Annotated in this window: 32 protein-coding genes; 21 read left to right on the top strand and 11 right to left on the bottom strand. The window is 60.3% G+C overall.

Annotation, left to right across the window (positions count from 1 at the left end):
• Positions 1-161: 161 nt before the first annotated feature.
• Positions 162-1,229, top strand: coding sequence for a mechanosensitive ion channel family protein (locus LPB19_RS08360; protein WP_206645600.1), 1,068 nt, complete (start codon positions 162-164; stop codon positions 1,227-1,229).
• Here the strand turns inward: LPB19_RS08360 and LPB19_RS08365 are convergent.
• Positions 1,226-2,098 (bottom strand): pirin family protein, encoded by an 873-nt coding sequence (locus LPB19_RS08365; protein ID WP_206645601.1) that lies wholly within the window; start codon positions 2,096-2,098, stop codon positions 1,226-1,228. The two genes, LPB19_RS08360 and LPB19_RS08365, sit on opposite strands and share 4 nt — an antisense overlap.
• Positions 2,099-2,143: 45 nt before the next feature.
• Positions 2,144-2,590 carry a DoxX family protein gene (locus tag LPB19_RS08370; RefSeq protein WP_206645602.1) on the bottom strand — a complete coding sequence of 149 codons (447 nt, stop codon included), beginning with the start codon at positions 2,588-2,590 and terminating at the stop codon, positions 2,144-2,146.
• A 116-nt stretch (positions 2,591-2,706) separates the two neighbouring features.
• Here LPB19_RS08370 and LPB19_RS08375 point away from each other — a divergent pair, with 116 nt between their 5' ends.
• From LPB19_RS08375 to LPB19_RS08385, 3 genes are all read left to right on the top strand, one after another.
• Positions 2,707-3,603, top strand: coding sequence for a LysR family transcriptional regulator (locus LPB19_RS08375; RefSeq protein ID WP_206645603.1), 897 nt, complete (start codon positions 2,707-2,709; stop codon positions 3,601-3,603).
• Between the two features lie 135 nt (positions 3,604-3,738).
• Entirely contained in the window at positions 3,739-4,593 is an 855-nt protein-coding gene (locus tag LPB19_RS08380) for a crotonase/enoyl-CoA hydratase family protein (protein WP_206645604.1), read from the top strand.
• Positions 4,594-5,193 carry a CPBP family intramembrane glutamic endopeptidase gene (locus LPB19_RS08385; protein ID WP_228289244.1) on the top strand — a complete coding sequence of 200 codons (600 nt, stop codon included), beginning with the start codon at positions 4,594-4,596 and terminating at the stop codon, positions 5,191-5,193.
• A gap of 22 nt (positions 5,194-5,215) precedes the next feature.
• On the opposite strand, the gene LPB19_RS08390 is transcribed toward LPB19_RS08385, so the two are convergent.
• The 3 genes from LPB19_RS08390 to LPB19_RS08400 are packed head-to-tail and all read right to left on the bottom strand — an operon-like array spanning position 5,216 to position 7,032.
• On the bottom strand, positions 5,216-5,569 hold the full coding sequence (locus LPB19_RS08390) for a gamma-glutamylcyclotransferase family protein (protein ID WP_206645605.1): 354 nt from the start codon (positions 5,567-5,569) through the stop codon (positions 5,216-5,218).
• 6 nt (positions 5,570-5,575) lie between these two features.
• A complete protein-coding gene (locus tag LPB19_RS08395) occupies positions 5,576-6,145 on the bottom strand; it encodes an NnrU family protein (protein ID WP_206645606.1) in 570 nt (189 codons plus the stop codon).
• A gap of 11 nt (positions 6,146-6,156) precedes the next feature.
• Positions 6,157-7,032 (bottom strand): LysR family transcriptional regulator ArgP, encoded by an 876-nt coding sequence (locus tag LPB19_RS08400; protein ID WP_206645607.1) that lies wholly within the window; start codon positions 7,030-7,032, stop codon positions 6,157-6,159.
• An 88-nt stretch (positions 7,033-7,120) separates the two neighbouring features.
• Here LPB19_RS08400 and LPB19_RS08405 point away from each other — a divergent pair, with 88 nt between their 5' ends.
• Positions 7,121-7,726 carry a LysE/ArgO family amino acid transporter gene (locus LPB19_RS08405; RefSeq protein WP_206645608.1) on the top strand — a complete coding sequence of 202 codons (606 nt, stop codon included), beginning with the start codon at positions 7,121-7,123 and terminating at the stop codon, positions 7,724-7,726.
• Between the two features lie 116 nt (positions 7,727-7,842).
• Entirely contained in the window at positions 7,843-8,313 is a 471-nt protein-coding gene (locus tag LPB19_RS08410) for a DUF4442 domain-containing protein (RefSeq protein WP_206645609.1), read from the top strand.
• Positions 8,314-8,326: 13 nt separating this feature from the next.
• Here the strand turns inward: LPB19_RS08410 and LPB19_RS08415 are convergent, their stop codons facing one another.
• On the bottom strand, positions 8,327-9,043 hold the full coding sequence (locus tag LPB19_RS08415) for an SOS response-associated peptidase (RefSeq protein WP_228289245.1): 717 nt from the start codon (positions 9,041-9,043) through the stop codon (positions 8,327-8,329).
• Between the two features lie 24 nt (positions 9,044-9,067).
• On the opposite strand from LPB19_RS08415, the gene arfB reads away from it, so the two are divergent.
• Positions 9,068-9,481: an alternative ribosome rescue aminoacyl-tRNA hydrolase ArfB gene (arfB, locus tag LPB19_RS08420; RefSeq protein WP_206645610.1), complete on the top strand. Its 414-nt coding sequence runs from the start codon at positions 9,068-9,070 to the stop codon at positions 9,479-9,481.
• Here arfB and LPB19_RS08425 read toward each other — a convergent pair.
• Entirely contained in the window at positions 9,472-10,554 is a 1,083-nt protein-coding gene (locus LPB19_RS08425) for an alpha/beta hydrolase (protein WP_206645611.1), read from the bottom strand. The two genes, arfB and LPB19_RS08425, sit on opposite strands and share 10 nt — an antisense overlap.
• A gap of 107 nt (positions 10,555-10,661) precedes the next feature.
• Here LPB19_RS08425 and LPB19_RS08430 point away from each other — a divergent pair, with 107 nt between their 5' ends.
• From LPB19_RS08430 to LPB19_RS08465, 8 genes are all read left to right on the top strand, one after another.
• Positions 10,662-10,985, top strand: coding sequence for a putative signal transducing protein (locus tag LPB19_RS08430; protein WP_206645612.1), 324 nt, complete (start codon positions 10,662-10,664; stop codon positions 10,983-10,985).
• A 118-nt stretch (positions 10,986-11,103) separates the two neighbouring features.
• On the top strand, positions 11,104-11,532 hold the full coding sequence (locus tag LPB19_RS08435; RefSeq protein WP_206645613.1) for an organic hydroperoxide resistance protein: 429 nt from the start codon (positions 11,104-11,106) through the stop codon (positions 11,530-11,532).
• A gap of 129 nt (positions 11,533-11,661) precedes the next feature.
• Positions 11,662-12,420 carry an SDR family oxidoreductase gene (locus LPB19_RS08440; protein WP_206645614.1) on the top strand — a complete coding sequence of 253 codons (759 nt, stop codon included), beginning with the start codon at positions 11,662-11,664 and terminating at the stop codon, positions 12,418-12,420.
• A gap of 5 nt (positions 12,421-12,425) precedes the next feature.
• Entirely contained in the window at positions 12,426-12,962 is a 537-nt protein-coding gene (gene thpR, locus LPB19_RS08445; RefSeq protein ID WP_206645615.1) for an RNA 2',3'-cyclic phosphodiesterase, read from the top strand.
• A 97-nt stretch (positions 12,963-13,059) separates the two neighbouring features.
• Positions 13,060-13,452, top strand: coding sequence for a hypothetical protein (locus tag LPB19_RS08450; RefSeq protein WP_206645616.1), 393 nt, complete (start codon positions 13,060-13,062; stop codon positions 13,450-13,452).
• A gap of 18 nt (positions 13,453-13,470) precedes the next feature.
• Entirely contained in the window at positions 13,471-14,076 is a 606-nt protein-coding gene (locus tag LPB19_RS08455) for an ABC transporter ATP-binding protein (protein WP_206645617.1), read from the top strand.
• Positions 14,063-14,869: an ABC transporter permease gene (locus LPB19_RS08460; RefSeq protein ID WP_206645618.1), complete on the top strand. Its 807-nt coding sequence runs from the start codon at positions 14,063-14,065 to the stop codon at positions 14,867-14,869. The genes LPB19_RS08455 and LPB19_RS08460 overlap by 14 nt, the downstream gene beginning before the upstream one ends.
• A gap of 208 nt (positions 14,870-15,077) precedes the next feature.
• Positions 15,078-15,626 (top strand): class I SAM-dependent methyltransferase, encoded by a 549-nt coding sequence (locus LPB19_RS08465; protein ID WP_206645742.1) that lies wholly within the window; start codon positions 15,078-15,080, stop codon positions 15,624-15,626.
• On the opposite strand, the gene LPB19_RS08470 is transcribed toward LPB19_RS08465, so the two are convergent.
• From LPB19_RS08470 to LPB19_RS08480, 3 genes are all read right to left on the bottom strand, one after another.
• Positions 15,613-16,614 carry a PA2778 family cysteine peptidase gene (locus tag LPB19_RS08470; RefSeq protein ID WP_228289246.1) on the bottom strand — a complete coding sequence of 334 codons (1,002 nt, stop codon included), beginning with the start codon at positions 16,612-16,614 and terminating at the stop codon, positions 15,613-15,615. The two genes, LPB19_RS08465 and LPB19_RS08470, sit on opposite strands and share 14 nt — an antisense overlap.
• On the bottom strand, positions 16,615-17,016 hold the full coding sequence (locus LPB19_RS08475) for a PA2779 family protein (RefSeq protein WP_206645619.1): 402 nt from the start codon (positions 17,014-17,016) through the stop codon (positions 16,615-16,617).
• Between the two features lie 104 nt (positions 17,017-17,120).
• Positions 17,121-18,581, bottom strand: a complete 1,461-nt coding sequence (locus LPB19_RS08480) for a phospholipase D family protein (protein WP_206645620.1) — start codon at positions 18,579-18,581, stop codon at positions 17,121-17,123.
• A 155-nt stretch (positions 18,582-18,736) separates the two neighbouring features.
• On the opposite strand from LPB19_RS08480, the gene LPB19_RS08485 reads away from it, so the two are divergent.
• From LPB19_RS08485 to LPB19_RS08495, 3 genes are read left to right on the top strand one after another with little or no spacing between them, the layout of a single operon-like run.
• Positions 18,737-20,383: a serine/threonine-protein kinase gene (locus tag LPB19_RS08485; RefSeq protein WP_228289247.1), complete on the top strand. Its 1,647-nt coding sequence runs from the start codon at positions 18,737-18,739 to the stop codon at positions 20,381-20,383.
• Entirely contained in the window at positions 20,383-21,135 is a 753-nt protein-coding gene (locus tag LPB19_RS08490; RefSeq protein WP_206645621.1) for a PP2C family protein-serine/threonine phosphatase, read from the top strand. The genes LPB19_RS08485 and LPB19_RS08490 overlap by 1 nt, the downstream gene beginning before the upstream one ends.
• Positions 21,136-21,161: 26 nt before the next feature.
• Positions 21,162-21,512 carry an FHA domain-containing protein gene (locus tag LPB19_RS08495; protein WP_206645622.1) on the top strand — a complete coding sequence of 117 codons (351 nt, stop codon included), beginning with the start codon at positions 21,162-21,164 and terminating at the stop codon, positions 21,510-21,512.
• Positions 21,513-21,717: 205 nt separating this feature from the next.
• Here the strand turns inward: LPB19_RS08495 and LPB19_RS08500 are convergent, their stop codons facing one another.
• On the bottom strand, positions 21,718-22,452 hold the full coding sequence (locus LPB19_RS08500) for a YebC/PmpR family DNA-binding transcriptional regulator (protein ID WP_206645623.1): 735 nt from the start codon (positions 22,450-22,452) through the stop codon (positions 21,718-21,720).
• Positions 22,453-22,726: 274 nt separating this feature from the next.
• On the opposite strand from LPB19_RS08500, the gene LPB19_RS08505 reads away from it, so the two are divergent.
• The 3 genes from LPB19_RS08505 (at position 22,727) to LPB19_RS08515 (ending at position 24,299) form a co-directional block, all read left to right on the top strand.
• Positions 22,727-23,035, top strand: coding sequence for a hypothetical protein (locus LPB19_RS08505; protein ID WP_206645624.1), 309 nt, complete (start codon positions 22,727-22,729; stop codon positions 23,033-23,035).
• Between the two features lie 319 nt (positions 23,036-23,354).
• Positions 23,355-23,672 (top strand): hypothetical protein, encoded by a 318-nt coding sequence (locus LPB19_RS08510; protein ID WP_206645625.1) that lies wholly within the window; start codon positions 23,355-23,357, stop codon positions 23,670-23,672.
• Between the two features lie 288 nt (positions 23,673-23,960).
• Entirely contained in the window at positions 23,961-24,299 is a 339-nt protein-coding gene (locus tag LPB19_RS08515) for a hypothetical protein (protein WP_206645626.1), read from the top strand.
• Positions 24,300-24,305 lie beyond the last annotated feature (6 nt).

Raw genomic sequence — 24,305 nt, forward strand, 5'->3', positions numbered from 1 at the left:
CCTGTTGGTTTCATTTTATTCACTGTGTGCCTTAAGCATGGCAGTGGATTGTGAAGTCTGCCAAAAATTAAGGGCTTGAGTGAAATCTTACCCGGGTTTTGGCTACAGCGCAGTGCGCTGGCTGCTATCTTCAACAACAAAGCAGGCGGACGGAAGAAGATATGCTGGATTACTTTGAGGCGGGTGCGACCGCGTGGTTCTATCCCGCTTTGACGGCGGTATTATCTGTCATCGTCACCTACGGGCTGTTTCACCTGACGCTGGCGCTTATCCACCGGCTCACCCACCGGAAAACCGTGCCCCGCCTGTTTCTGGATGCCTCATCCCGCGCGCTCAGTGTGGTGGTTTGCCTGCTCGTCCTCAACGTGGTGCTGGGGTCATCGCCGCCGGAACTGATCTGGCTGTCCCAGATACTGCACATCACCACACTGCTGCTTATTCTGGCTGTGACCTGGGCTCTGGTTCGGTGCACCTCGGCGATCGGGGACGTTATCGTCATGCTCAACCCCGTGCTTGAGGGGGAGTGGAAGCGGGCCAGGAAAGTCGAAACCCAGACCCGCTTTCTGGTGCGCGCGCTGAACATACTGATCGTCATTGTCGGGCTGGGCGCCGCGCTGATGACCTTCGAGCCGGTCCGGCATGTGGGCGGTTCTCTGCTGGCGTCGGCCGGTGTTGGTGGCATCATTCTGGGCTTCGCGGCCAGGCCGGTGCTGGGTAACCTGCTGGCGGGTATGCAGATCGCCCTGACGCAACCCTTTCGGATTGACGATGTGCTCTACGTGCAGGGGGAGTGGTGCTGGGTCGAGGAGGTAACGGCTACCTACGTCGTGCTTCGGGTGTGGGACCTGCGCCGGCTGGTGGTGCCGCTGCAGTGGTTCATCGAAAACCCGTTCCAGAACTGGTCCCGGAATTCCTCAGAGTTGCTGGGAACAGTGTTTATCCGGGTGGATTATCACATGCCAATACATCCGCTGCGGGAGGAGTTTGGCCGATTGCTACGCCAGACCTCGGAGTGGGATGGCCAGGTGGAAACGGTCCAGGTCACGGATACCGACGATCGGACCATGCAGGTGCGTTTTCTGATGAGCGCCCGGAACTCCAGCCAGACCTGGGACCTGCGATGCGCCGTCCGGGAAGGACTGATCACCTTTGTGCAGGAGCACTACCCCGAATACCTCCCGCGGGTGCGTGCCCGGCTCGTGGATACCGAGGAACCCAGCGAGGCCTAGCGACGCCAGGGCGATGGCGGCCCCTCGGTGCGTTCTCCCGGCCAGTCGGGAATCTCGCCGAAGCGGGGGCTCTGGTTTTCCCAGTCGGTTTCCGCTTCAACAATTTCCGCTCTTTCATAACCCACGTAATTCCACCACATGACGACCTCCTTTCGAAGCGGCAGGCCGCCAATCAGCAAAAGGCGGGTCAGTGGCTCGCAGGTTACCCTCAGTTGGTCAAGATTGCCTTCGATATAGGCGAGTTCGTCGGTGTTGAAGCGTTCATCGTTGATGGTGCAGGCACCGGTCAGGGGCACGATGCCGTACTCGAAACCCGGTTCCAGGATTAAATCGATCTCCTGCGCCAGTTCGCAGTCGATGTCCAAGCCGATCAGGGGCGAATACTGGAGTGTGTCAGCGCAGCGGGATCCATATTGTCCGGTCAGCAGGGTCCAGCTCGCCCCCTGAGCCTGCCAGGATGGCAGAGAGTCGTAGTGGTCGAAGCGTGCCGGGATATTGCGGTCGGCCTCGGGCAGGGCAATCCAGAGTTGCGCGGCGTGCAGGGCGCGCTCCCCGAACAAGGACTCTTCGGTGTGGCTGACGCCGTGCCCGGCGGTCATCAGGTTCACCTGACCCGGGCGAATGGGTTGGGTGGTGCCCAAGCTGTCCCGGTGCAGCAGCTCGCCTTCAATCATCCAGGTAAAGGTCTGCAGGCCGATGTGGGGATGAGGCGCCACTCGAAGCCCGGTTTCGGCTTCGCCAAAAGTCACGGGCCCGATGTGGTCGAGAAAGCACCAGGCGCCAATCTGCCGCCGCCCGACCGTGGGGAGGCAGCGGGCGACGGGAATGCCGCCCACTTCTCCGTTTCTTGCCTTTAAAAGCTGTGCCATCGCGCTGCATCCATCAGGTGTCTCCTTAGCATGGGCCGGCCCCCGTTATACGGCAAGTTTGTCCAGTGTTCGGTCTACCGACAGCCGGCCCGCACCGGAGAGCAGCAGGGAAACAGAGACCGCCAGCAGAGCCAGACCGAACTCGTAGCCGTTGTTGCTCATGAAGAGTCCATTGCCAATGTGTACGGCAAAAATGGCCACCAGCATGGTTAGCGCCAGAACGGCTGCAGCGGGGCGGACCAGCAGGCCCAGCAACAGGGCCAGGCCACCAAAAAATTCCGCACTACCTGCACCGAGTGCCATCAACCAGCCGGGCTCCAGGCCAATCGACGCCATCCACTGCCCGGTGCCCTCCAGCCCGTAACCGTCGAACCAGCCGAACAGCTTCTGGGCACCGTGGGCCATGAAGATAATGCCGGCCGGAACTCTGAGGGCCAGGGGCGCAAAGCCGGCCGAGGTAGAAAGGGTTTTCTGAATCATTGCGTTGGTCATTTCTCAACTCCTGCTTGCTCATTCATAGGGAAGATGCAGCTAGAATATCTGTAAAAAACGGATTGAATGGCGCTATTATTGCGTTATAAATATCAAAAAATCCGATGGGATGAGCTGTGCGACTACCAAAAACCACGCTTGAGCAATGGGCGATCCTGGCTGCCGTGGTGGATGAGGGCAGTTTTGCCCGAGCTGCCGAGGCGTTAAACCGAAGCCAGTCGTCGGTCAGTTACGCCCTGAAAACCATGCAGGAACAGTTGCCCGCAGACGTGCTGGAGCAGCAGGGGCGACGCGCCCGACTGACCAGCGCCGGCGAGGTTTTGTTGCGCCGTGCCCGGGCCTTGCTGACGGAAATGGACAGCCTCGAGCGACTGGCCGCGGGCATTGATCAGGGGTGGGAGCCAGAGGTTCGCCTGGCCGTCGACGTGGTGTTTCCTCCGGCCAGGCTGGCGTCGGCCATGGAGCGGTTTGTCACCCGCGACAACCCTACCCGGGTTCAGTTGACCGAATCTGTATTGTCCGGCACCCAGGAGGCGTTGATGAACGGGCAGGCTGATCTCGCCGTGGTGCACCGGCCCCCTGTGGGGTTCTGGGGGACCGAAATTCTCAATCTGGAATTTGTGGCTGTGGCCAGCCCCGATCACGAGCTGTTTGAGCTGAAAGGGCGCCTTACCCATCAAGACCTGGCGCGTTATCGTCAGTTTGTGGTTCGCGATTCCGGACTCAAGCGCAGCCAGGACAGCGGCTGGCTTGGTGCCGAGCAGCGCTGGACCGTGTCCCATCTGAAAACCTCTATTCAGTTTGTGAAACAGGGGTTGGGGTTCGCGTGGTTACCGCAGGAGCACATCCGGGAAGAACTGGCCAGCGGCGCTTTGCGCCCAATTCCTCTCGCCGAAGGCGCCCGACGGACCGAACCGCTGTTTCTGGTGTTTGCCGACAGGGACAGCGCCGGGCCTGCCACCCGGGCTCTGGCCGATGAAATTCTGTCGGCGTGCGCGGCGGCCTCAGACTGACGGTCGCGACGATAGCGGCGGAAAAAATTGATCGGCCCGGCTTGTTAGTGGGCCACTGGCTGGGACATCATGCGGTATTGCCAAAAAGGCCGGGGTGCCCTGGCGGAAACAACATCATCGATAAGGAGTCCTGTCTTGTCTGAGCTCGCTACCTACGAAAGCTTCAACGTCGAAGTGAACGATTACATCGCGCACGTTCAGTTCAGCCGTCCGGATAAGCTGAACACCATGAACAAGGCGTTCTGGCTTGAGCTGCCGCGCTGCATGCAGGACATCGAGGCCAACACCGACGCGCGGGTCATTGTGATTTCAAGCACTGGCAAGCATTTCTCTGCGGGTATGGATCTGGGCGTGTTCAGCGATACCAAATCTATTCCCATGACCGGCGATCCCGGCCGCATGGCCGAGAACCTGCGTCGGGTGGTGCTGCAGATTCAGGACACCGTGAGCTCTCTGGAAAAAGTCCGCCTGCCGGTTCTGGCGGCCATTCACGGTGGCTGTATTGGTGGCGCGCTGGATCTGGTGTGTGCGGCCGACAGCCGTTACTGCACCGACGACGCCTACTTCACCATCAAGGAAACCGAACTGGGCATGACCGCCGACGTGGGCACGCTGCAGCGGCTGCCCAAATTGATGCCCGAGGGCGTGGTGCGTGAGCTGGCGTATACCGGCCGCAAGTTTTCTGCCCAGGAAGCCCGGAACCTGGGCTTCGTCAATGCTGTGTATCCGTCTCAGGAAGCGCTGCTGGATGCGGTGATGGGCATTGCCCGTCAGATCGCGGCCAATTCGCCGCTGGCGGTGACGGGCTGCAAGGAAATGATCAACTTCACCCGTGACCATTCGGTGGAAGACAGCCTGCGCTACATGGCCACCTGGCAAGCGGGCATGTTCCGCCCGGGGGATATGATGAAAACGTTCCAGGCCAAGGCTCAGAAACAGCAGCCGGAATACGACGACCTGTTCCCGGTGAAGGGTCTGTTCGAGTCCTGAATGTCGGCCGGTAAGTCCCGCGGCGCCATGTCATCGCGCACCGCCCTGGTGTTTCAGGGCGGTATCGGTGTCGTGGGGCTGCTGGCTATTCTGATCCTCGACATTCCCGTGCAGAACGATGGCCTCGCTGGCACGGCCAGTGTTTTCTGGGGCTGTCTGGGCGCCCTGGCCACCTATCTTTTTCTGATCCTGCTCACCCGAGTCCCCGGCCTGTTTCCAGATGACCTGGAACGGCAGATGCGCGCCCTCCGTGCGTTCGCGCTTGGGCTGGGCGCTCCGACCCTTCTGGCTTTGTGTATTCTTGCCGGGGTGGGCGAGGAGCTGCTGTTCCGAGCTGCCTTGCAGGGCTGGCTGGCCGGCGAGCTTGGCCTTTATCCCGCGGTGGGGCTCGCCTCGGTTCTGTTCGGCCTGGCCCACTACGTGTCCTTCAGCTATTTCCTGGTCGCCACCGGGCTGGGCCTTTTGCTCGGCAGCGTGTATGTGGTGTCCGGCAGCCTGTCGCTGGTGATGGTCTGGCATGCGGTGTACGACATGATTGCGCTGTTCTGTTTGCTGCGCTTCCCGCACTGGTTCGGCCTCGCACCCAAGCACCCCAACTGAATAACCGGAGTGTTCCGGCCAGTCACCAGAGGCCTGACACAATCCGCTGATGGTTCTCCACCGGCCGGTTGTAGATATACGTCCAGGCGGTGCCATGGCGTGTCGGCAGTTGCTCACGCAAGTACAGACTCTGTTCCGGGGCGTCCGGGAGAAAAACTTCAAGGGCATCCAGTTGCCACAGGATGCCCCGGGTAACGGAATAGACCTCCACCTGCACCCCTGACGAGGGATGCAGCAATGCCCCGGGGAAGGCGCCAAGATCATAAAGCGTCAGCGCGGTAAGGGTGTCCTCTCCCAAAAAGACTGCATCCTCAAGCAGGTGGCTGTTGTAGTGGCCACGCTTGAGGGTTCCGTAGACAGCGACCAGATGATCCATCGCGGATTAGACCGGTGCCACACCGATCAGCCACTGGTGCGCCCACATGACGGTGAGCACGTACAGCGCGAGACCAACCACCACCGCGATGATGTCGTTCTTGTTGCTGGCGGCTACTTTGGTCACCTGCCGCTGGGTGCGGCGCTTCATGGAAATACGATCGACCACCGCCCAGGCCAGGAACGAACCGAACAGCAGCACATCGTGCAGCATGCCATTGGCCAGCAGGTGCGCCAGTGCCCACAGCTTGACTGCCACCAGCATCGGATGCTTTACCGCGGCTTTGATGCGGCCGGGCACATAGGTGGCCACCAGCAGCGGAAAGACGGGCACAAGCAGCAGCATGGCCAGGTGCCGCAGCCCCGTGGGCGGGGTGTAGAGTACGGTCGGATCCATGCGGGCCGCGCCGTAGCCGATCACAATCAATACCAGTCCGGCCAGCGACAGCAGGGAAACTATCCCCTTGAAGGCGTTTTCGCCCAGCTTGGCGCACCAGCGATCCCGCTGGGGCTCGTTGATGATCGAAAGCGAGTGGACCCCGAAAAACAGGATCAGGCCGGCAATGAGTGTCAGCATTCCGTGGCTCCTTATGAGTTCAGTCTGTTTGCGCTTGTCAGTGTCTGGGTCAGGCGATCCATCACGCCGCCGCTGTGGCGCCAGAAGTGCCAGTACAGTTCAACCTGCAGCGGCTGATCCGGTGTGATACTTACCAGTGTACCTGCTTCAAGTTCCTGTTGCGCCTGCATTTCCGGAATCATGCCATATCCCATCCCCGCCAGGGCCAGTTTTACAAAACCTTCAGAGGACGGGCACAGGTGGTGCGGAACGCTGCCGTGGTATCCGCATTGAGACAGAAACCGGTTCTGCAGTTGATCGTTGGGGCCAAAGACAATAGCGGGGGCCTCCGCCAGCTCGCGGGTATTGAACCCCCGGGGAAAGTGGCGCCGGACATACCCCGGGGTGGCCAGCGGCCGGTAGATCATGCTGCCCAGGTGCACACTGCGGGCGCCGGCAACCGGTTGCGGTGCGCTGCACAGGCAGGCAGCGACGTCGCCCTCACGCATGCGTCGCAGGCCGACATCCTGATCTTCGATGACGAGGTCAAGCAACACATCTTCGTCACTGCAGAATGCTCCGACCACGTCGGCCCACCAGGTGGCCAGGCTGTCGGCATTGAGTGCGACACGCAGCCGGGCAGAGGGCTCAGAAATGGCGGGCAGCGATTTGGCCAGGTCCCGTTCCAGTAGCTGGACCTGTTGAACGTGGTTCAGCAGCCTTTGGCCAGCGGGGGTTGCCCGGAGGGCAGGGCTGCGCACCAGCACCGGTTGCCCGAGCCGGATTTCCAGCGTTTTGATGCGCTGTGATACGGCAGACTGGCTGATACCCAGAACCACACCGGCACGCTCAAATCCCTCACACTCGATCACCGTTGTCAGCGCTTCAAGCAGTTTGTAATCGATCATTAGATAATCTTATGCAGCATAATCAATATGAATTTTTAGTATACCGGGAAATCGATATGCTGGCGCCCTCTGAATGGGAGGTTGCGCAGTGCTGGAAAGTTATCTGACGGGTTTGATTGTGTGTGGTGGCATCATCGTGGCGATTGGCGCCCAGAATGCTTATATCCTGGGGCAGGCGATTCGCCGTGAGCATCATTGGTGGTCGGCCGGCTTCTGCATGGTGGCCGATGTGGCGCTGCTGACGTTAGGCATGTTTGGTGTCAGCGCCGCGCTGCTGGCCATGCCTGAGGCCCTTGAGATCATGCGCTGGCTCGGGGTGGCGTTTCTTGCCTGGATGGCGGTGCAGGCGCTGACCCGCGCAAGTCGGGGGCGGGCGGCACTGGAGGCGGGTGAAATTACCAAACGCAGCCTCAGAGGCGTGCTTTTTACCACCCTGGCCGTGACCTTGATGAATCCTCAGGTGTATCTGGATACGTTACTGCTGATTCCGGCCATCGGGGCACAGCAGGAGAACCCGGCCACCTTCGTGGCGGGCGCAAGCAGCGCCTCTGTGCTCTGGTTCTCGTTAGTGGCGTGGGGCGGCTCGGCCCTGGCTCCCATCCTGTCGCGTCCCAAGGCGTGGCGCATCATTGATGGCGCGATTGGCCTGATGATGGCCGCCATTGCCATTCAGTTGGCTGTCAGCGGCTTGTGACAGGCGTGCGGATAATTCAAACGGTCGTTTAAGTTTTCATTGCAACGGGCGTCCGGCTTGAGGAACATAGGCTGCTGATTGAAATGCCTGATTTTCCCCGTGTGTCGGAGCCACCCATGAATCGAAACATCCGCCAATGGTTTTCCAGTGCGAAGGGGATGCGCCTGCTGCTGGCAACGTTTATTCCCTACCGTGGCGCGGGTATCCGAGTCACCCACATCGCTGAGGATTTCAGTTCTGCCACCGTCGAGATGCGCAAGTACCGGTTCAACACCAACTATGTCGGCACTCACTTCGGCGGCTCCCTCTACAGCATGGTGGACCCCATGTACATGTTGCTGCTGATGCGGCGCCTGGGCAACGATTACATCGTGTGGGACAAGTTCGCGAGCATCGACTTCATCCGCCCGGGAACCGGTACCGTCACGGCCAGGTTCTCACTCACCGACGAACGACTTAACGAGATTCGTGAGGCCACCGCAGGCGGCGACAAACACCTGCCGGAATGGGACGTCGATGTCCTGAACGAAGACGGAGAGGTGGTGGCCCGGGTGCATAAGGTGCTGTACGTGCGCAAGAAGCGCTGATCCGACGTTTAGTTCAGGACGCCGGTTCGCCGGCACCGCCGATCAGCTCTTCGGAATTGTGCCTGGGGTTATTGACCGCATCCGACACCGGAAACTCTCTCAACTGCTCCATGGGCAGCCGCTGCGTGACAGCCCGGATCGCCTCGCGAGAGGTCGTTGATGGATCCAGCCAGCCGTGCAGACACCCCGGGTCCAGCACCACCGGTTGCCGGTCGTGGATGTGCTTGAGGGAATCGCAGGCCGGCTCGGTGATGATGGCGCAGGTGGAGGTTTCGTCGCCTTCGCGGGGCGTCCACAGGCCTGCCAAGAAAATCGCCGGGTTTTGCTCAGCATCCACCGGCGTGATATAGTGCGGCTCCTTGCCGTGCTCGGTCTGAAGCCATTCGTACCAGCCGTTGGCGGGAATCAGGCAGCGGTGATGAGCGAAGGCGTCCCGGAAATACCGTGATGTCGCCACAGTTTCGGCCCGCGCGTTGATCGGCGCCGGCGCTTTGCCGGTGGCCCAGGCGGGTTGGAAGCCCCAGTGGGATTTTACCAGGATGGGGTGACCGCCCATGGTCATCCGAATCATCGGGATCGCGACGCCGGGCGGGATGTTGTAGCTGGGCTCAAAATGACCATCCACGTCCAGCCCGTCGGGGAAGAAACGCGCGATCAGGGTTTCGGGTGGCGTGTAGAAGGTAAAACGTCCGCACATTGTGGTTTCTTCCTTGGTTTCAGGGCGTTGCATTGCGGGTTCTGGTACCCTGTCCGAATGCTGAAATTATCCAACAACGTTGCCATTCCGGACTGGGAGCTCCAGATCACCCAGATTCGTGCCCAGGGCGCGGGCGGCCAGAACGTCAATAAAGTCGCCTCTGCCGTGCACCTGAGATTTGATGTGCTGCATTCCAGCCTGCCGCCGTTTTACAAGGAGCGCCTGATGGCGCTGAGCGATCAGCGCGTCAGCAAAGAAGGCGTCATCATTATTAAAGCGCAAACCTTTCGCACGCTCGAGAAGAACAAGGACGATGCGCTACGACGCCTGAAAGCACTGATTCTGGACGCGGTCAAAACCGAGAAGGTCCGGCGTCCCACCAAACCCTCCAAATCGGCGAAGAAAAAGCGCCTGGATAAGAAAACCCAGAAAGGCAGAACCAAGGCGTTACGCGGCAAGGTTCAGCTCTGAGCCGCACGCGCCTCGTTGGCCGATTGGTCAGACTTCGCTTCCTGCAGGAATGCCTGAATGTCCTCGAAGGCTTCCTCGGCCTCGGGCAGCTTCGGGACAAAAATGTGCCACACATGCACCATGCCAGACCAGGTATGCAGGGTCACCGGCGATCCCTCGGCTCGCGCCTTGGCGGCGTAGCGTCGGGCATTATCAAGCAGCATTTCTGAATCACTGGCGTGAATCAGCACCGGCGGCAGGTTGTGCAGATCGCCCCGCAAGGGTGAGGCCACCGGGCTCAGAGGCGAGACCCGGAACGCCGCCAGGGTTGCCCACCAGATTACCGGCAGGGGCACCTTCGACAAGCCACCGAAGGCGGGGCCTAACAGGGGATCGGTCTGGATGTTGGCGCGATTGCTGGGGGCGGTCAGGGTCAGATCGGTGGATGGGCACAAGGCAACCGCCGCGTCTGCCTGACGCAACCCTTTGTGTTTGATCCAGCCCAGCAGCCCGAGGGTGTGGCTGCCGCCGGCAGAATCGCCGGCAATCAGCAAATAAGACGCGGGCGACTCACCATCCGGCCCGTTCTCCAGCAGCCAGCGATAGGCCTTCCGGCAGTCGCGTACCCCATCCATGTAGCGGTGTTCCGGCATCAGGCGGTAATCCACGGCAAACACCGCTGCATTGGCGATGCGGGAAAAACGGTCAGTGATGGCGCGGTGACTCTTCGGGCTGCCGGCGGCCCAGGCCCCGCCATGGATGTACAGCGCCCGTCGGCGGGTATCCACACCGGGCGCGATAACCCACTCGCCCCGTGGATGGGATACCGGGCGGAACTCCGATTCCAGCGTCAGGCCGTCGCTGAGTGCGTCCATGTGTGTGCGCAGGGCCTGCAACCTTGCCTTTCCCCGCAGCCCGCGTGAACTTTGCCCGAGTTCGCGTATGCGGCCAAGCACGTACCGATGCTCGTCACTGGGTGGCCCGCCCCGAAAGGGTTGGTGTGGGTCGTCCAGGTGCGACAGGTCCTCGACCCGGAACAGGAAATAGGTGGCGGCGATCACTAACAGCAGCAGTGCGAGAAGGAACCAGAGCATGGGCGGTCCTCGTTGAATTGGCCCCTCGTGATGGGGCGAACTATGCTGAAAAGCACACCCGGCATACAAAGGGTGGTGCCTTTAAAGATCACAGAAGGAGCCGCTGCATGCAAATAGCCTATCGGGCCCGCGACATTACCGAAGCGCATATTGTTGCCGGTTTCCTCGGCGCCCATGGCGTGGAGGCATTTGTGGGCGGTCATTACCTTCAGGGCGCCATGGGGGAGATTGGGGCAGCCGGTTTTAGCAACGTACACGTCAACGATGAGGACCTGTTCCGTGCCCGGGAGCTGGTTCGCGAGTACGAAACGGGCGCACCTCAGGCTCTGGTTTCCGCAAGCGACGGGGAGGGCAGGGCTGATTTTTACGCCCGGTGGTTCCTGTTCGCCCTCGTGGTTCTGGCCATCGCGGCGATCCACGCCGGCGGATGATTCCGCGGTTTTGTTTGCACAATGGCTGCCGCATTGTTATTTTTAAGTTGTGGACAATTTAGTTGTGCGTAATTTTTTTGAGCGTTGTTGAATTAATCAAAGCGAAAAGGAGAAAGACATGTCGATTGAACAGGTTCTGTATCGTGCCTATGCCGAAGCCACCGGTGGCCGCGACGGACGCGCCATTTCCTCTGACGGCATTCTTGATGTTGAGCTGACAACACCAAAGGAACTGGGTGGTGCCGGCGGTAAGGGAACCAATCCCGAGCAATTGTTTGCCGCGGGTTATTCGGCGTGCTTTATCGGTGCCATGAAGTTCGTTGCCGGCCGTGACAGCATCAAGCTGCCTGAAGAGGTGTCCGTCGAAGGGGTTGTCGGCATCGGCCAGATTCCAGCCGGCTTTGGTATTGAAGTGGAGCTGAAGATCAGCCTCCCGGGCATGGACGACGGTGATGCCCAGAAGGTTATCGATGAGGCGCACAAGGTATGCCCTTACTCCAACGCCACCCGTGGCAACATCGATGTGACCCTCACTCGCGTCGACTGAAGTCAGCGCCATTAGCCAGTCGCACGCCCGGCTGGCTTACCCTTCCTGTCTTCATTTCCTGTCATCGCTTGCCAGCCAGGCGACAAGCCGCGACGATAGATACGTCGCTATGAATCCGTGGGAGTTGCCATGAATCACTCTGAACGCGTAGCGCTGGTTACCGGCGGTGCCAAAGGTATCGGACGGGGGATTGTGCGCCATCTGGCCGACGACGGCTGGAAGGTGGCGTTCAGCGATGTCGATGCGCCGGTGGGCGAAGCTCTGGCCGAAACCGGCGAGGGCAGGCTGAAATTCATTCACGGCGATGTGGCCAGCGAGACGGATGTCGAGCAGATGGTTCGGCTGGCGCATCAATGGGGTGGCCGTCTGGATGCGGTAATCAACAACGCCGGTATTGCCGATCCGGAAACCGGGCCGGTGGAGGAGCTGGCGCTGGATCGCTGGCAGCGACGCCTGGACGTGAATCTCACGGGGCCCTTTCTCGTGGCCAAGCATTCGGTGCCGCTGCTCCGCAAGCACCGAGGTGCCATCGTAAATATGGCCTCCACCCGTGCGTTACAGTCCGAGCCCAACACGGAAGCCTATGCCGCCACCAAGGGCGGAATTGTGGCGCTGACACACAGTCTGGCCATCAGTCTTGGCCCCGACATCCGGGTCAACTGCATCAGCCCCGGGTGGATTGACACCCGTGCCTTTCAGGGCGGTTCCGAGCCTGTTGAGCCGCTGACCAAGCCTGATCATCAGCAGCATCCGGCGGGTCGTGTGGGGACGCCTTACGACGTCGCGGCACTGGTGAGCTTTCTGATTTCCCCGCAGGCAGGCTTTGTGACCGGCCAGAACTTTGTCATTGACGGCGGCATGGTTCGCAAAATGATTTACGAGGAGTGAGCCCGGTGCCGAGGCTGTTCTTCTCGATCGAAATACCTGTCCAGATCAAGCAGCGCCTGCTGCAAGTCAGGGCCCCCGTGGCTGGTGCCCGCTGGCAGAGCGCGGCGCAGTTGCATCTGACCCTGCTGTTCCTGGGGCCGGTTTCTGATGACAGGGTGGCTGAGGTCTGTGCCGAAGTCCGTGCCTTGGCGATGCCCGCATTTGATCTGGAGGTATCCGGGATAGGGTGTTTCGGACAACCGGCGTCACCCCGCAATCTGTGGGCGGGGGTGAGCCCGTGCGACTCACTGCTGGCACTACAGGCCGCGTTAAAAGATGTGCTTGGAGGGCTCGGGTTCGAGTTCGATCAACGTGCCTTTCGGCCCCACGTCACCCTGGCCCGATTCAAGAAACAGCGTGGTTCGGTGGCGGCGCTGCTGGATGATCACCAGAGCACCAATTTTGGTGCCTTTCCGGTGCAGGAGTTTGTGCTGTATCAGAGCACACAGGGCGGTGGCGGTTCCGTGTATACCGTTCTGGAGCGATTTGCGCTGGAAGGTTAGCCTCGATTTTGCCATTCTTCGGCTGATAGCGTGCTGGTAACTTACCGTTAACAGGCGAATTTTTGGTGGGGTCGATCTCTTCATGACGCAGGGTGCTATGGAAACAACACGAATCACACTGATCGCGGCAACGGGTGTTGTCCTGTTCTTTTTGGCCAACTATCTGTGCCGTTATCTGCTTGGATTCTCCGGCGTGCTGGCCTCCGTGCTCATCGCGCTGATGATTGCCGCCTACATGGGGTTTTCAGTGGCCAGGCTACTGAAGCGGGAGCCGACCGCCGAAGAGCGATCACGAATGCTCTGGATTTACGGTGGTTTCCTGGCTGCGTTATTTGCCGCTTTTGGCGCCTGGGTCTATTCGGTCAGTGGTCTCGACACGCTGGCCATCGCCACGTTGTTGTCTCACTATTTGCCCTATCCCGCTTTTGCTCATGTCTTTCTGTCGGACCGCATGATCCGACTGTTTCTGGGGCAGGACGATCTGTCCTGACCACCAGGGAGGAATCCCTTGTCAACATTGACGCTGGAACAGGTTTCGGTTGGCGCCCTGCGGGACGTGAGTCTGGCGGTGCAGGGTGGCGAAATCCTATGCCTGTCCGGCCCGTCTGGAAGTGGCAAGAGCCGCCTGTTGCGGGCAATAGCCGATCTTGATCCTCACCAGGGGCAGGTTCGGCTGGACGATATGGAGCAGGGAACTGTGCCAGGGCATCGCTGGCGTCAGCGGGTCATGATGGTGCCGGCGGACAGCCAGTGGTGGTTCGAGCAGGTTGGCGAGCACTTTCAGCCGACGCTACCGCAAGTGCCCGATGCCCTTGGCTTTCCTGCGGATGTGCTGGCCTGGCCGGTCGTCCGGTTATCATCCGGTGAGCGACAGCGTCTGGCATTGCTGCGGGCGCTGGCCCGTAAACCCGCCGTTCTGCTGCTGGATGAGCCCACGGCCAATCTGGACGAAGAAATGGTCGAGCGGGTGGAGGCCTGGCTGAAGGCCGAGATCCGACGGCGCAATATCATCGTGTTCTGGGTCGCGCACGATTCGGCACAGATTCTTCGGGTGGCCGACCGCCACTACCGGCTGGTGGGTCACCAACTGGAGGTGGCGCATGGAAGTCATTGATCTGGCCTGGTGGAAACTCGCCCTTGTGGCGCTCCTTGTTCTGGCACTGGCCGGTGTCAGTCTTGCCGCCCGGCTCGGCATTACGCGCAGCCTGCTGATTGCCGCCAGCCGCACCGTGATCCAGCTGGCACTGATTGGCCTGGTGCTGGAAGCGCTATTTGCCTCGGCTGAATTTTACTGGATCGCTTTGCTTGCGCTGATCATGCTGCTGGTGGCTGGTCGGGAAGTCATGGCGCGGCAGCAGCGGCGCCTGAGGGGGATATGGTCTTTCGGTATCGGTACCGGGGCGATGTTTGTGTCCTCGTTTACCGTGACGGTTTTGACCCTGGTGGTGGTGATCGGCCCCGAGCCCTGGTATGCCCCTCAGTATGCGATACCGCTGCTGGGCATGATGCTCGGCAACACCATGACCGGCGTGGCGCTGAGCCTTGACCGGCTCACCGAGTCGGTCTGGGATCAGCGCGCGGTGATCGAAAACCGGTTGATGCTGGGCGAAACCTGGCGCGAAGCGCTTGAGGATATCCGTCGCCATGCCATGCGAAGCGGTATGATGCCCGCCATCAATGCCATGGCGGCAGCGGGTATTGTCAGTCTGCCCGGCATGATGACCGGCCAGATTCTGGCGGGCAGCCCGCCGGCGGTGGCGGTCAAGTACCAGATACTGGTGATGCTGACCATTACCGTTGGAACCGGATTCGGCACTTTGATGGCCGTCTCCTGGGGTGGCCGGCGACTCTTCGATGAACGCGAGCGGCTCAGGCTTGACCGCTTGATCCGCGTTGGCGGGCGCTAGGTCCCGACAGGGGCGGCCTGAGACCTTACAGAGAATCCGTTGTAGCGAGCCGGCATCGGGTTCGTTGATGGCACAGAATTAAGCACTGGTTTTCTAGCAGGAGTGACGCGTGAGTGACTGTCCGGTATGTGAGCAAACACAGCTGGTGAGGTTCCAAACCATCAAGCAACACACCTATCTGCGGTGCCCGGTTTGCGAGGCCACGGTCATGGCGGAACACTGCCGGCTCACGCCAGATGAGGAACGGGGTATTTACGACTGCCACGAAAACGACGCCGCAGACCCGGGATACCGGCGCTTCCTGGCCAAACTCCTTGACCCGCTGCTGGCCCGCCTGGAACCGGGCCTGTCGGGCCTTGATTTCGGCTGTGGCCCCGGGCCGGCGCTGGCGGACATGCTGACTGAAGCGGGTATGTCGATGTCGCTGTACGATCCGTTTTTCTGCCCGGACACCGATGCGCTGTCACGCACCTACGATTTCATCACCTGTACCGAAGTGGTGGAGCACCTGCATCAGCCAGCCGAGGTCTTTCGACGCCTGGACGCGCTGCTGAAACCCGGTGGCTGGCTTGGCGTGATGACCTGCTTTCAGACCGACGACGACCGCTTTGCCAACTGGCACTATCGCCGCGACCCCACCCACGTGGTGTTCTATCGGGAAAAAACGCTCGGCGTTGTTGCCAGCCAGCTCGGCTGGCAACTGGACATTCCCCGAAAAGACGTGGCGCTGATGCGCAAGCCGCCTACTCAGGCGTAACCGGGGGAGGCGGGCAAGCGGGGATGGCGCAGTAACCCGGGGCAATCTCATCGGGTGGCTCCACGTCGGCAGGCGCCGAAAACCGCAGCGGTGCCAGGCGGGATGCGCAGAGCTGAGCGTTCCTGGCCTGTTGGCCGCAGCCCAGTTCCGACAACGTGTGGCCGAGGTTGTTCCAACCCTCGGCAATGCCGGGAAAGCGCCCGACCATGCGGCTGAAATGGCGTACCGCTTCCTTCCGGTTGCCCAGGTCATACGACAGGTTGCCTTGTCCGAAAATGGCGGCCGGCTGATCCGGCCACTGCTGCTCGGCAGTCTGGTAGGCCGTCATGGCGGCACGGGTTTGCCCGGTGGTTTCCAGGTCGTTTGCGGAAGCCAGGAACCTGAGTGGCTCTGCGGTGGCCGGCACCTGATCCGGTTGCAGCATGACTACCGCCCAGTTATCGGCGCGGCCCCAGGTGTTGGCGAACGCCCGAATGGGAGCCTCGTAGTGTTGCCGGGTATCGGTGTTGAGGATCAGGGTGCGCTCGTCGGCGTCGAAGCCCACCGCGACCGCAAAGTGCCACTGCGGCCACCAGCCGAAACGCAGGTTCTGCATCACCAGAACCGGGTGGCCCGCTGCCAGTTCCTGCAACAGGCTGTCGAGGCTGCCATCAAGCTTATAGACCAGCAGGTTGTGAGCCCGGCCTGCGGCCACCAGCTCTACCTGCAAGGTACCTTCACGGCCGGGGATGTAAACCAGTTCGCGCAGTATGTCCGGGTGCGTCGTCAGCCCCTGGCTGTTCAATGTCATGGCCAGTGACGCGGGGCCACACTGAAAACGCTCCTGAGGGTAAAACGGGACGTCGTCCAGCAACACTCGCGAGGGCAGGGCAGATGTCCCGGCGCCCGGTTCGGGCCAGAGGTTGTTTGAGGCACACCCGGTTAAAAACATCGCCAGCAGGACGCCGGCGATGTTCTTGAGCTGTTTACTGGGGAACAGGACGAGCACTTACCGGATGCAGTTTATGAAACTGAAGATGTTGGTGGCGCACAGCATATCCGTGACAATGAACACCAGCAGGAACAGCACGATAATACCGACCACGTCCTGACCGGCGGGCGCCTCGGCCAGTTGCTGTTCAAAATCGGCCAGTTCCGATGGGGTCAGGTTCTGGATACGTTCCCGCACCTGATCGTCACTGACGCCCAACTCCACCAGCTTGTCCTGAACGGCCTGGGTGTCGAGCATCTCCATCAGCTGTTGGCGGTCCAGCTCCTGTTGCTGGCCATGAATCATCTCCCCGGTGCCCACCATGGCCGCGGTGGCGGCGGAGGACCAGACTGTCCCGAGGGCCAGTACGAGGGTCATGACGAATGAAATGTGTTTCAGATGTTGTCTTATGCCGGACATCGGGAGCTCCCTTTTAACTGGTTGACTGAAAACAATAAATCACAGGCTGTTGATGGTTCAACATAAAAAGCGTTCATGGTTGGCGGGCGTGCTCCTGCTACGGCTCAGAACGTTGACAGCCCGCTGGCTTCCATCAGTCGATAACGCCAGTACTTGAGGCGCGATTCGTCTGCGCCGACCTCGTAGGGCAGGCTGAGCACGGGCGCCGCATCCGGGCCGTGTTGCCACTGGCGTTCAACGAAGTCTACAGCCTTTCGGGCGGTGGGTGTGGCTGATGATGCCGATATCCAGACATTCGTTTCCAGGTTGAAATCGTCCAGATTACGACGGGTAAAGTTGGCCGAGCCCAGCAGCACCTCGGTATTGCCCGCCGCCGGTCGCAGTATCAGGAGCTTGCTGTGGCATTGCTCCCCCTTTGTGTTGCACCAGCGAACCGGTACCCCGGCCCGATGCAACTCCATCGCCACCTGTCGATTGGGGATGCCGCTTTTGTCGTGGCCGAATGCTTCGTTGTTAGGGTCCAGCAGCACCCGAAGCCGGGCGCCTCGCGCCCGGGCAGACAACAGGCTTTGCACGACCGGCCGGTGGGCCAGATAAAACATTGCCAGATCGATCCGGTCACCGTTGCCGGCGCGGTTGATCATGTCCAGCGCTTGGTCCCGGATGGCAGATTCGGTTAGCAGGCGGATCACGCCTTGGTCCGGTGTGGCGTCTCCTGCACTCGCTTTGGCTCCGAGTGCCCGGGCGCGGTCAATCCAGGGATTCAGGACTGAAGCGTCAGCACCCGACATCGCCATGACCGCCTGCTCGCTCAGCAGAACATCGGCGACCGCAGCGCCACTAAAGCTGACGCCAAGGTTACTGTGCCGGCTGCTGCCATCGTGTGGGTTGGCTGAGGTGACCAGGGCCCGAAAGCCTTCGGCCTGGTCCGTCACCAGCAGTTTCCGGTGATTGGCTTTGAAGTTCGGCAGCGCCAGGTAGCTTCGCAGCGTAACCGGCTGCTCGCCCAGTGCGTTGCCCAGCCAGCCATTCTCGGCGTTATTGCCAAACCACTGGAAGACAACCCGCCACAGTGCCGACCAGGTGGGGTTGCTGTCCCGGAGCGGGCGCAGGTCGGTCACCACCACCGTGATGCCGGCTTGTCGAAGCTGTTCGAACCAGTCCGAGCTGGTGCCGCCGTACATGGTGTTCAGTGGGTCTGAGATAACGATCATCTCGATGTCTGGCAACGCCTGTTTCCGGGCTATCAGGGCGTCGGTCAACTGCTGCGCCAGTGGCCGGTGGGGGACGCCTTCCGGTTTGGTGCTGTTGTACAGAAACATATCCAGCAGAACGAACTGTTTCGCGCCGGCAATGAGCCGGAATACCTCATCGAAGATTTCGTGCTGGCGAACTTCCGTGCCATCCGGATAGTGTTCGGTGGTGTCGGTATGCAGGGTCGGATCGACCAGCGGTACTGGCTTGCCCTGATAGCTGATGCCAGAGGGCAGTGCCTTGTGGCTGTGGTAAATCCCGGTGCCCAGCAGAAACACGCCGGCCAGTGTGAACAGTAACTTCAGCATCATCCCGGTGGGTCCATCATTCGGTGGCTGGGGCAGTCTCGCGGCGTGCGCCCTTTCGCAGGTCAACAAACCCTTACAAAAAACAATCAGTAACGTGTATCTCCGCGAGACGCGTGTTTCTAAACTAGCAAGATCAAAGGTTTAGAACAAAGTTGCTCGTGAAGCTTATATCATTTTTATTGTCCCATTTATTCAGTCTCAGGCTGCTCATTCTGGTGGCCTCCGTGCTGGCTGTGGTGTACGGCGAAAGCCTGGCCTTTCTGGGCTGGGTGGATCGCGTGCTGCTCGGTTGGATGGCCGCGGGCGACCCCAATCTGGCCGCTATGCCGGTACCGGCATACGTCGTACCGGCTTTGCTGGGCAGCCAGGGCTGGTCGGAACCGCTGTGGTCTGACCTCGCGGTCCATTCTGGGCTGCTGCTGGCGGCTGGCTATCTGATGCTGGCCGTTCCCCGGATGGGCGCAGCCGTGGCTCTACCGGTGACGCTGCTGATTGGCGGTTCTCTGGTGGTTCTGCAGGCTGCGCTGTCGGTTACCCGGCACGAATGGCTGCCGCTGGGCGAAGTGGTCTTGATGCTGGCAGCCGGCTTTGTGGTGATGCTGTTCTGGTTGCAGCCGCACCGGGAAATACGCGCCCTGACCGACAACGCCCGGGCGGCTCGCGTACGACTGGCCAAACTGCTGCTGCAGCAGGGCCAGACCGATGAGGCACTGGAGGCCATTGATGCCTGTCCGGCCTGCGATGACGCCCTGGGCGTGCGTCACGAGGTGGCCATACAGCAGGAGCGCAAGCGCCAGTACGACAAAGCAGTGCGCACCTACCGCAGCATCCTGGCGCGGAAGAAACGTTATCGCGATACCGAGGAGCGGCTGGCGGCCCTGGAGAAACTGTCTGCCAGCGCTCCTTCTGCCCCGGCCAGCAGCCTGGATGCCACTCGCACCTTGCTGATGCCCCAGCAATCGGTCAGTCGGCCAACGCTGGGCCGCTACGAGATTGAGCGCGAAATCGGCCGCGGCGCCATGGGTGTGGTGTATCTGGGAACTGATCCGAAAATAGCCCGCACCGTGGCGATCAAAACCCTCAGCTATGAGGCCTTCGATGAGGGCCAGCTCCAGGAGCTGAAAGCCCGCTTTTTCCGCGAGGCCGAGGCGGCCGGACGGCTCAGTCATCCGGACATCGTGACCGTGTACGACGTGGGCGAAGAAGCTGATCTGGCGTACATCGCGATGGACTATGTCCAGGGCCGGCCACTGAGCGAGTTTGCCAGGAAAGGCAAGCTGCTGCCCCTGTCGACGGTGCTGGAACTGGTCGCCCGGGTTGCCGAGGCGCTGGCGTATGCCCACAGCCAGAAAATCGTGCATCGCGACATCAAGCCCGGAAACATCATCTATAACCCGGATACCGGGGGGATCAAGATCACGGACTTCGGTATTGCCAAGATTTCCGACGACTCCCGCACCCGCACCGGGAGCGTCATGGGCAGCCCGCTCTATATGTCCCCCGAACAGCTGAAGGGGCAGAAGGTAACCGGATCATCGGATATCTACAGCCTCGGGGTCACGCTGTACAAGCTGGTGAGTGGCGAGACTCCCTACCAGGGCGATACCCTGGCGAACCTGACCTACCAGATCCTCAACAAGCGCCCCCGCAGTGTGCGCGAGTTCAACGCTGACTTGCCTGGCGGGCTGGTGCGGCTGATCAACAAAGCGATACAGCGGGAGCCAGACAAGCGGTTTTCCTCCGCAACCAATTTCGCTGAATCCATCCGCAGACTGGCCGAAAAGGAAGCCAAGGAGTTGTCCTGATGAAGATGGAAGTCGCTGGTATCAGTCACACCGGTGCCGTCAGGGAGTCCAACCAGGACGTGGTGGCCTGGCAGCTCACGGATGACGGCAACGCCGCGGTGTTACTCGTGGCGGACGGCATGGGCGGCTATCAGGGCGGTGAAATAGCCAGCCGGCTGGCGGCGGATACGGTTATGGAAGTGCTGATTCCCGTGCTGTTTCAGAGTGAGGAAGCAAAACGCGAGTCTGACCCGGGCGACTGCCTTGAGACGGCCTTCGCACTGGCGAATGACCGGATTCTGGAACGGCGCCGAACCGATGAACGTCTGGACAAAATGGGCACCACGCTGGTGGTGGCCTGGGTGGAAAACGGGGCAGCGCACATCACCCACGCCGGGGACTCGCGTTGTTACCTGGTTCGTGACGGCCAACTGACCTGCCTGACCCGGGATGACACCGTGGTCCAGAACATGCTTGAGGATGGCAGCATCAACGAGGCCGATGTGGCCAATGTGCCGTTTCGCAATGTGTTGACCCGGGCAATCGGGGCGATGGAACCGCTGGAACTGACGTTCTGCAGCCACCCCGTGCGCCGCGGCGATAGCTTGCTTCTGTGCTCGGATGGGCTCACCCATTCCGTGCCCGAAGCCGAGTGGGAGCAGATTTTGAAGGAATGTGACAGCAGGGAGAGCGCAGTGAACGCATTGATCGAAGCGGCCCTGGAGCACCAGGCCTCCGACAATGTGTCGGTTGTTTTACTGACTCTGAAGTAACCCTTTTCGCAACATAGGAGCCTGATATGGCATCGTTTTCCCAACTGGTTGATAGCGTGGTCGTGAACACGTTTGAATTAGACCGGTCCGAAATCCGTATCGGCCGTGCTGCCGGCAACGATATCCAGATTGATGAAATCTCGGTCAGCGGTCAGCACGCCATCATTGAGAGTGTGCCCAATGCGTATCTCGAAGGTACGGTGGATTACTACATTACTGATCTGGATAGCACCAACGGCACCTTCGTGAACGACATTCGCATTGGTGCCCGCCAGAGGCTCAACAGCAACGACATGGTCCGGGTCGGCTGGAACGAGTTCCGGTTCGTGGACGAAGAAGAAAACGCACTGGAAAAAACCGCGTACATTCTGGATTGAGCCAGCCGCTGCCGGCTCAGTTCAGCCTGCCCACCACCAGATCCGAAAAACGCTGCAGCAGCCCGGAGGCCACGAACGAACCAGTCCTCGAAGTCACCATATTGGGCCCGGATAGACGGGTAGGTGGTGCCTGTCTTGAGGATGACCACCCGGGCTGGACGACGGGCAGGGCGTGGTTCGCTCATGCTGGCTCTCCGGCTGGCGGTTACTGCTCCGCCTGTTCCGGCAGTTCGGCGTTGTGGAAGACGTTCTGTACGTCGTCCAGCTCGTTCAGCATGTCGAGAAACTTCTCGAACATGGGAATGTCGTCGCCTTCCACCGGGGTGGTGGTTTTGGGCAGGAACTGGATTTCGTCAGTGTCGAAGTCGATGCCTTCGAAGGTGTTCACCAGGGCTTCGCGGGCCTTGGCGTATTCGGTATTCGGGGTGAACACCGTGATTGTGCCGTCTTCGCTTTCGATATCGGTGACATCGACATCGGCTTCCATCAAGGCTTCCAGAACCGCTTCTTCATCTTCGCCCTTGAAAGCAAAAATCGCGCAGTGATCGAACATATGGGCCACAGCGCCCGGAGTGCCGATCTTGCTCTTGGTCTTGGTGAAGGCGAAGCGAACGTCGCCGAAGGTGCGGTTCGGGTTGTCGGTCAGGCAGTCGACGATCACCATGCAGTTACCCGGGCCGTAGCCTTCGTAGCGAGCGGCTGCGTAGTCTTCCCCGCCACCACCTTTGGCCTTGTCGATGGCCTTCTCGATGACATGGGCCGGTACCTGTGCTTTCTTGGCCCGGTCGATCAGGCCCCGCAGCGCCAGGTTGCCATCCGGGTCAATGCCGCCGGACTTCGCGCACATGTATATTTCACGGCCAAATCGACTGTACACCTTGGTTTTCGCTGCGGCCGTCTTGGCCATGGATTCTTTGCGATTCTGGTAGGCTCTGCCCATCTTCGCTGCCTCTTGTTTGATACGGAAAGTGCGGGATTTTACTCAACAATCGGCGTTCGGGACAGGCCTGATTGCTGGCATGGAGGTCCACCTGGCGATCCCGGGCCGGAAAGCATCGCCGCCCTCCGCCCGTTACAGGCTGGAATGAGTACCAACTTGACGTAATCGCGGGAAGTGCTGAACTTAATCGCACAGGTGGTCCTGAATTCAGCCTGTTTCGTTCACGAAATCCAGAAGGCTCTGTGCAGAGCCGACTTTTTGAGAGGAATTCACGATGAAGCGAGTACTGATTTCTGCGGCATCTCTGGCATTAGCGCTGGCTTTCACGCCGGCTTACGGGTCCAGCCACGGGCATGACGAAGGCATGGATTCCATGGATAAGGATGGTGAGGCGCTCGAGGAGCATCGGCAAGAAGCGATGGATCGTGGCACTGAGGAAGGTGTTGATGTTGAGGCCCTCCCGCCAACGGAAGCAGGGCCTGAGTCTGGGGGCGAAATGGATGACACCATGCAGGACAGCATGGAAGAGCACGGTGAAGGTGATCCCCGGATGGACATGGAGGAGCCGGGCTCAGAGATGTAACTGGTTTTAACGCGGCAGTGGGCAGGTCGCCCACTGCCATCCATGGACCTGCTGCTGTTCCGCGCAATCCCGGCAAGCCCATGGAATTGCCGGGCTGGGGACAGTGAAACGGTCGCCACGGTAAATAGCTTTGGGTGATTGGCTAGCCTCATCCAATAACGCAAACCGATGAAACTAATCGTGTCCACGTCCCTCACACGAATCGCGAGTTACACCGGCAGAAGCTGTGCTCATGGGTAGGTGTGGTTCGAAGCGGTGCCTGCCTTTTCCAACCGACTGACAGCCCAGTATGGAGCTGTTATTGATTGTGGGAGAACGCATGATGAAACGCTTGCTGATTTCTGCGGCATCGTTGACTCTCGCGCTGGCTTTTATGCCGGCCTACGGGTCCAGCCACGGGCATGACGAAGGCATGGACTCCATGGACAAGGATGGCGCGGCTCTGGAGGAGCAACGTAAAGAGGCGATGGACCGCGGTACGGAGCAGGGCATTGATGTCGAGGACCTACCGCCAACGGCTGCGGGAGATGAGTCCGAGGGTAGCATCGACGATGAGCTGTTTGACGGCCCGGGCATACCGCCCGACGAAACGGATCCCGAGGACCTGAGCCAGGAAGAATCGGATTCGGAATACTGATTATTCCCAACTCCGACGGCGGGCCTACCCGGTCGGCCGTCGCCTTTCTCTCAAAACTTCAAACACTTTGCTTGTGCTGCCCCTCTGTATTCCTTGCTCCGAATTCGGGAGCTCCGGCTATTTTTCCGATGGCCTGTAACTTTTCCTGCCGCCGTGTCTCTAACACTTAGCGTTATCAGTCAGGGAAACGCGAGTAAACGAGGTGGCGGGCCCGATCAATTACAATATGTCCGCCTGCTCAGTCTGACCCGGTGATACCCATCGGGAAGAAGTTGAGGAGGACACATCATGAAACGTCTATTCACTTATTCCGCATCCCTGACGTTGCTGCTGGCGGTATCGCCGTCTTACGGCGAGTACTGGGAGGAGCACCCAAGCGTAGAAGCGGTGATGACCGAACAGGGCATGGGTGGAACCAACCCGGTCGGCCTGAATCCAGGCATGGTGGAAAATGACCGCCGGATGCAGTTGGAACGGGGGCTGTATCAGGAGTTTGATATCGAAAGCCTGCCGCCGACCGCAGCTGGCAGCCCGGAAACTGACGCATCGGTAAGGCCGGCAAGTATGGACTGGGATGCGGTTGAAGACACTCGCAGGATGCAGCTGGAACGTGGTTTTTACCATTAACCATGC

Origin of the sequence: Marinobacter salinisoli, assembly GCF_017301335.1 — a bacterium.
GTDB classification, from domain to species: Bacteria; Pseudomonadota; Gammaproteobacteria; order Pseudomonadales; family Oleiphilaceae; genus Marinobacter; species Marinobacter salinisoli.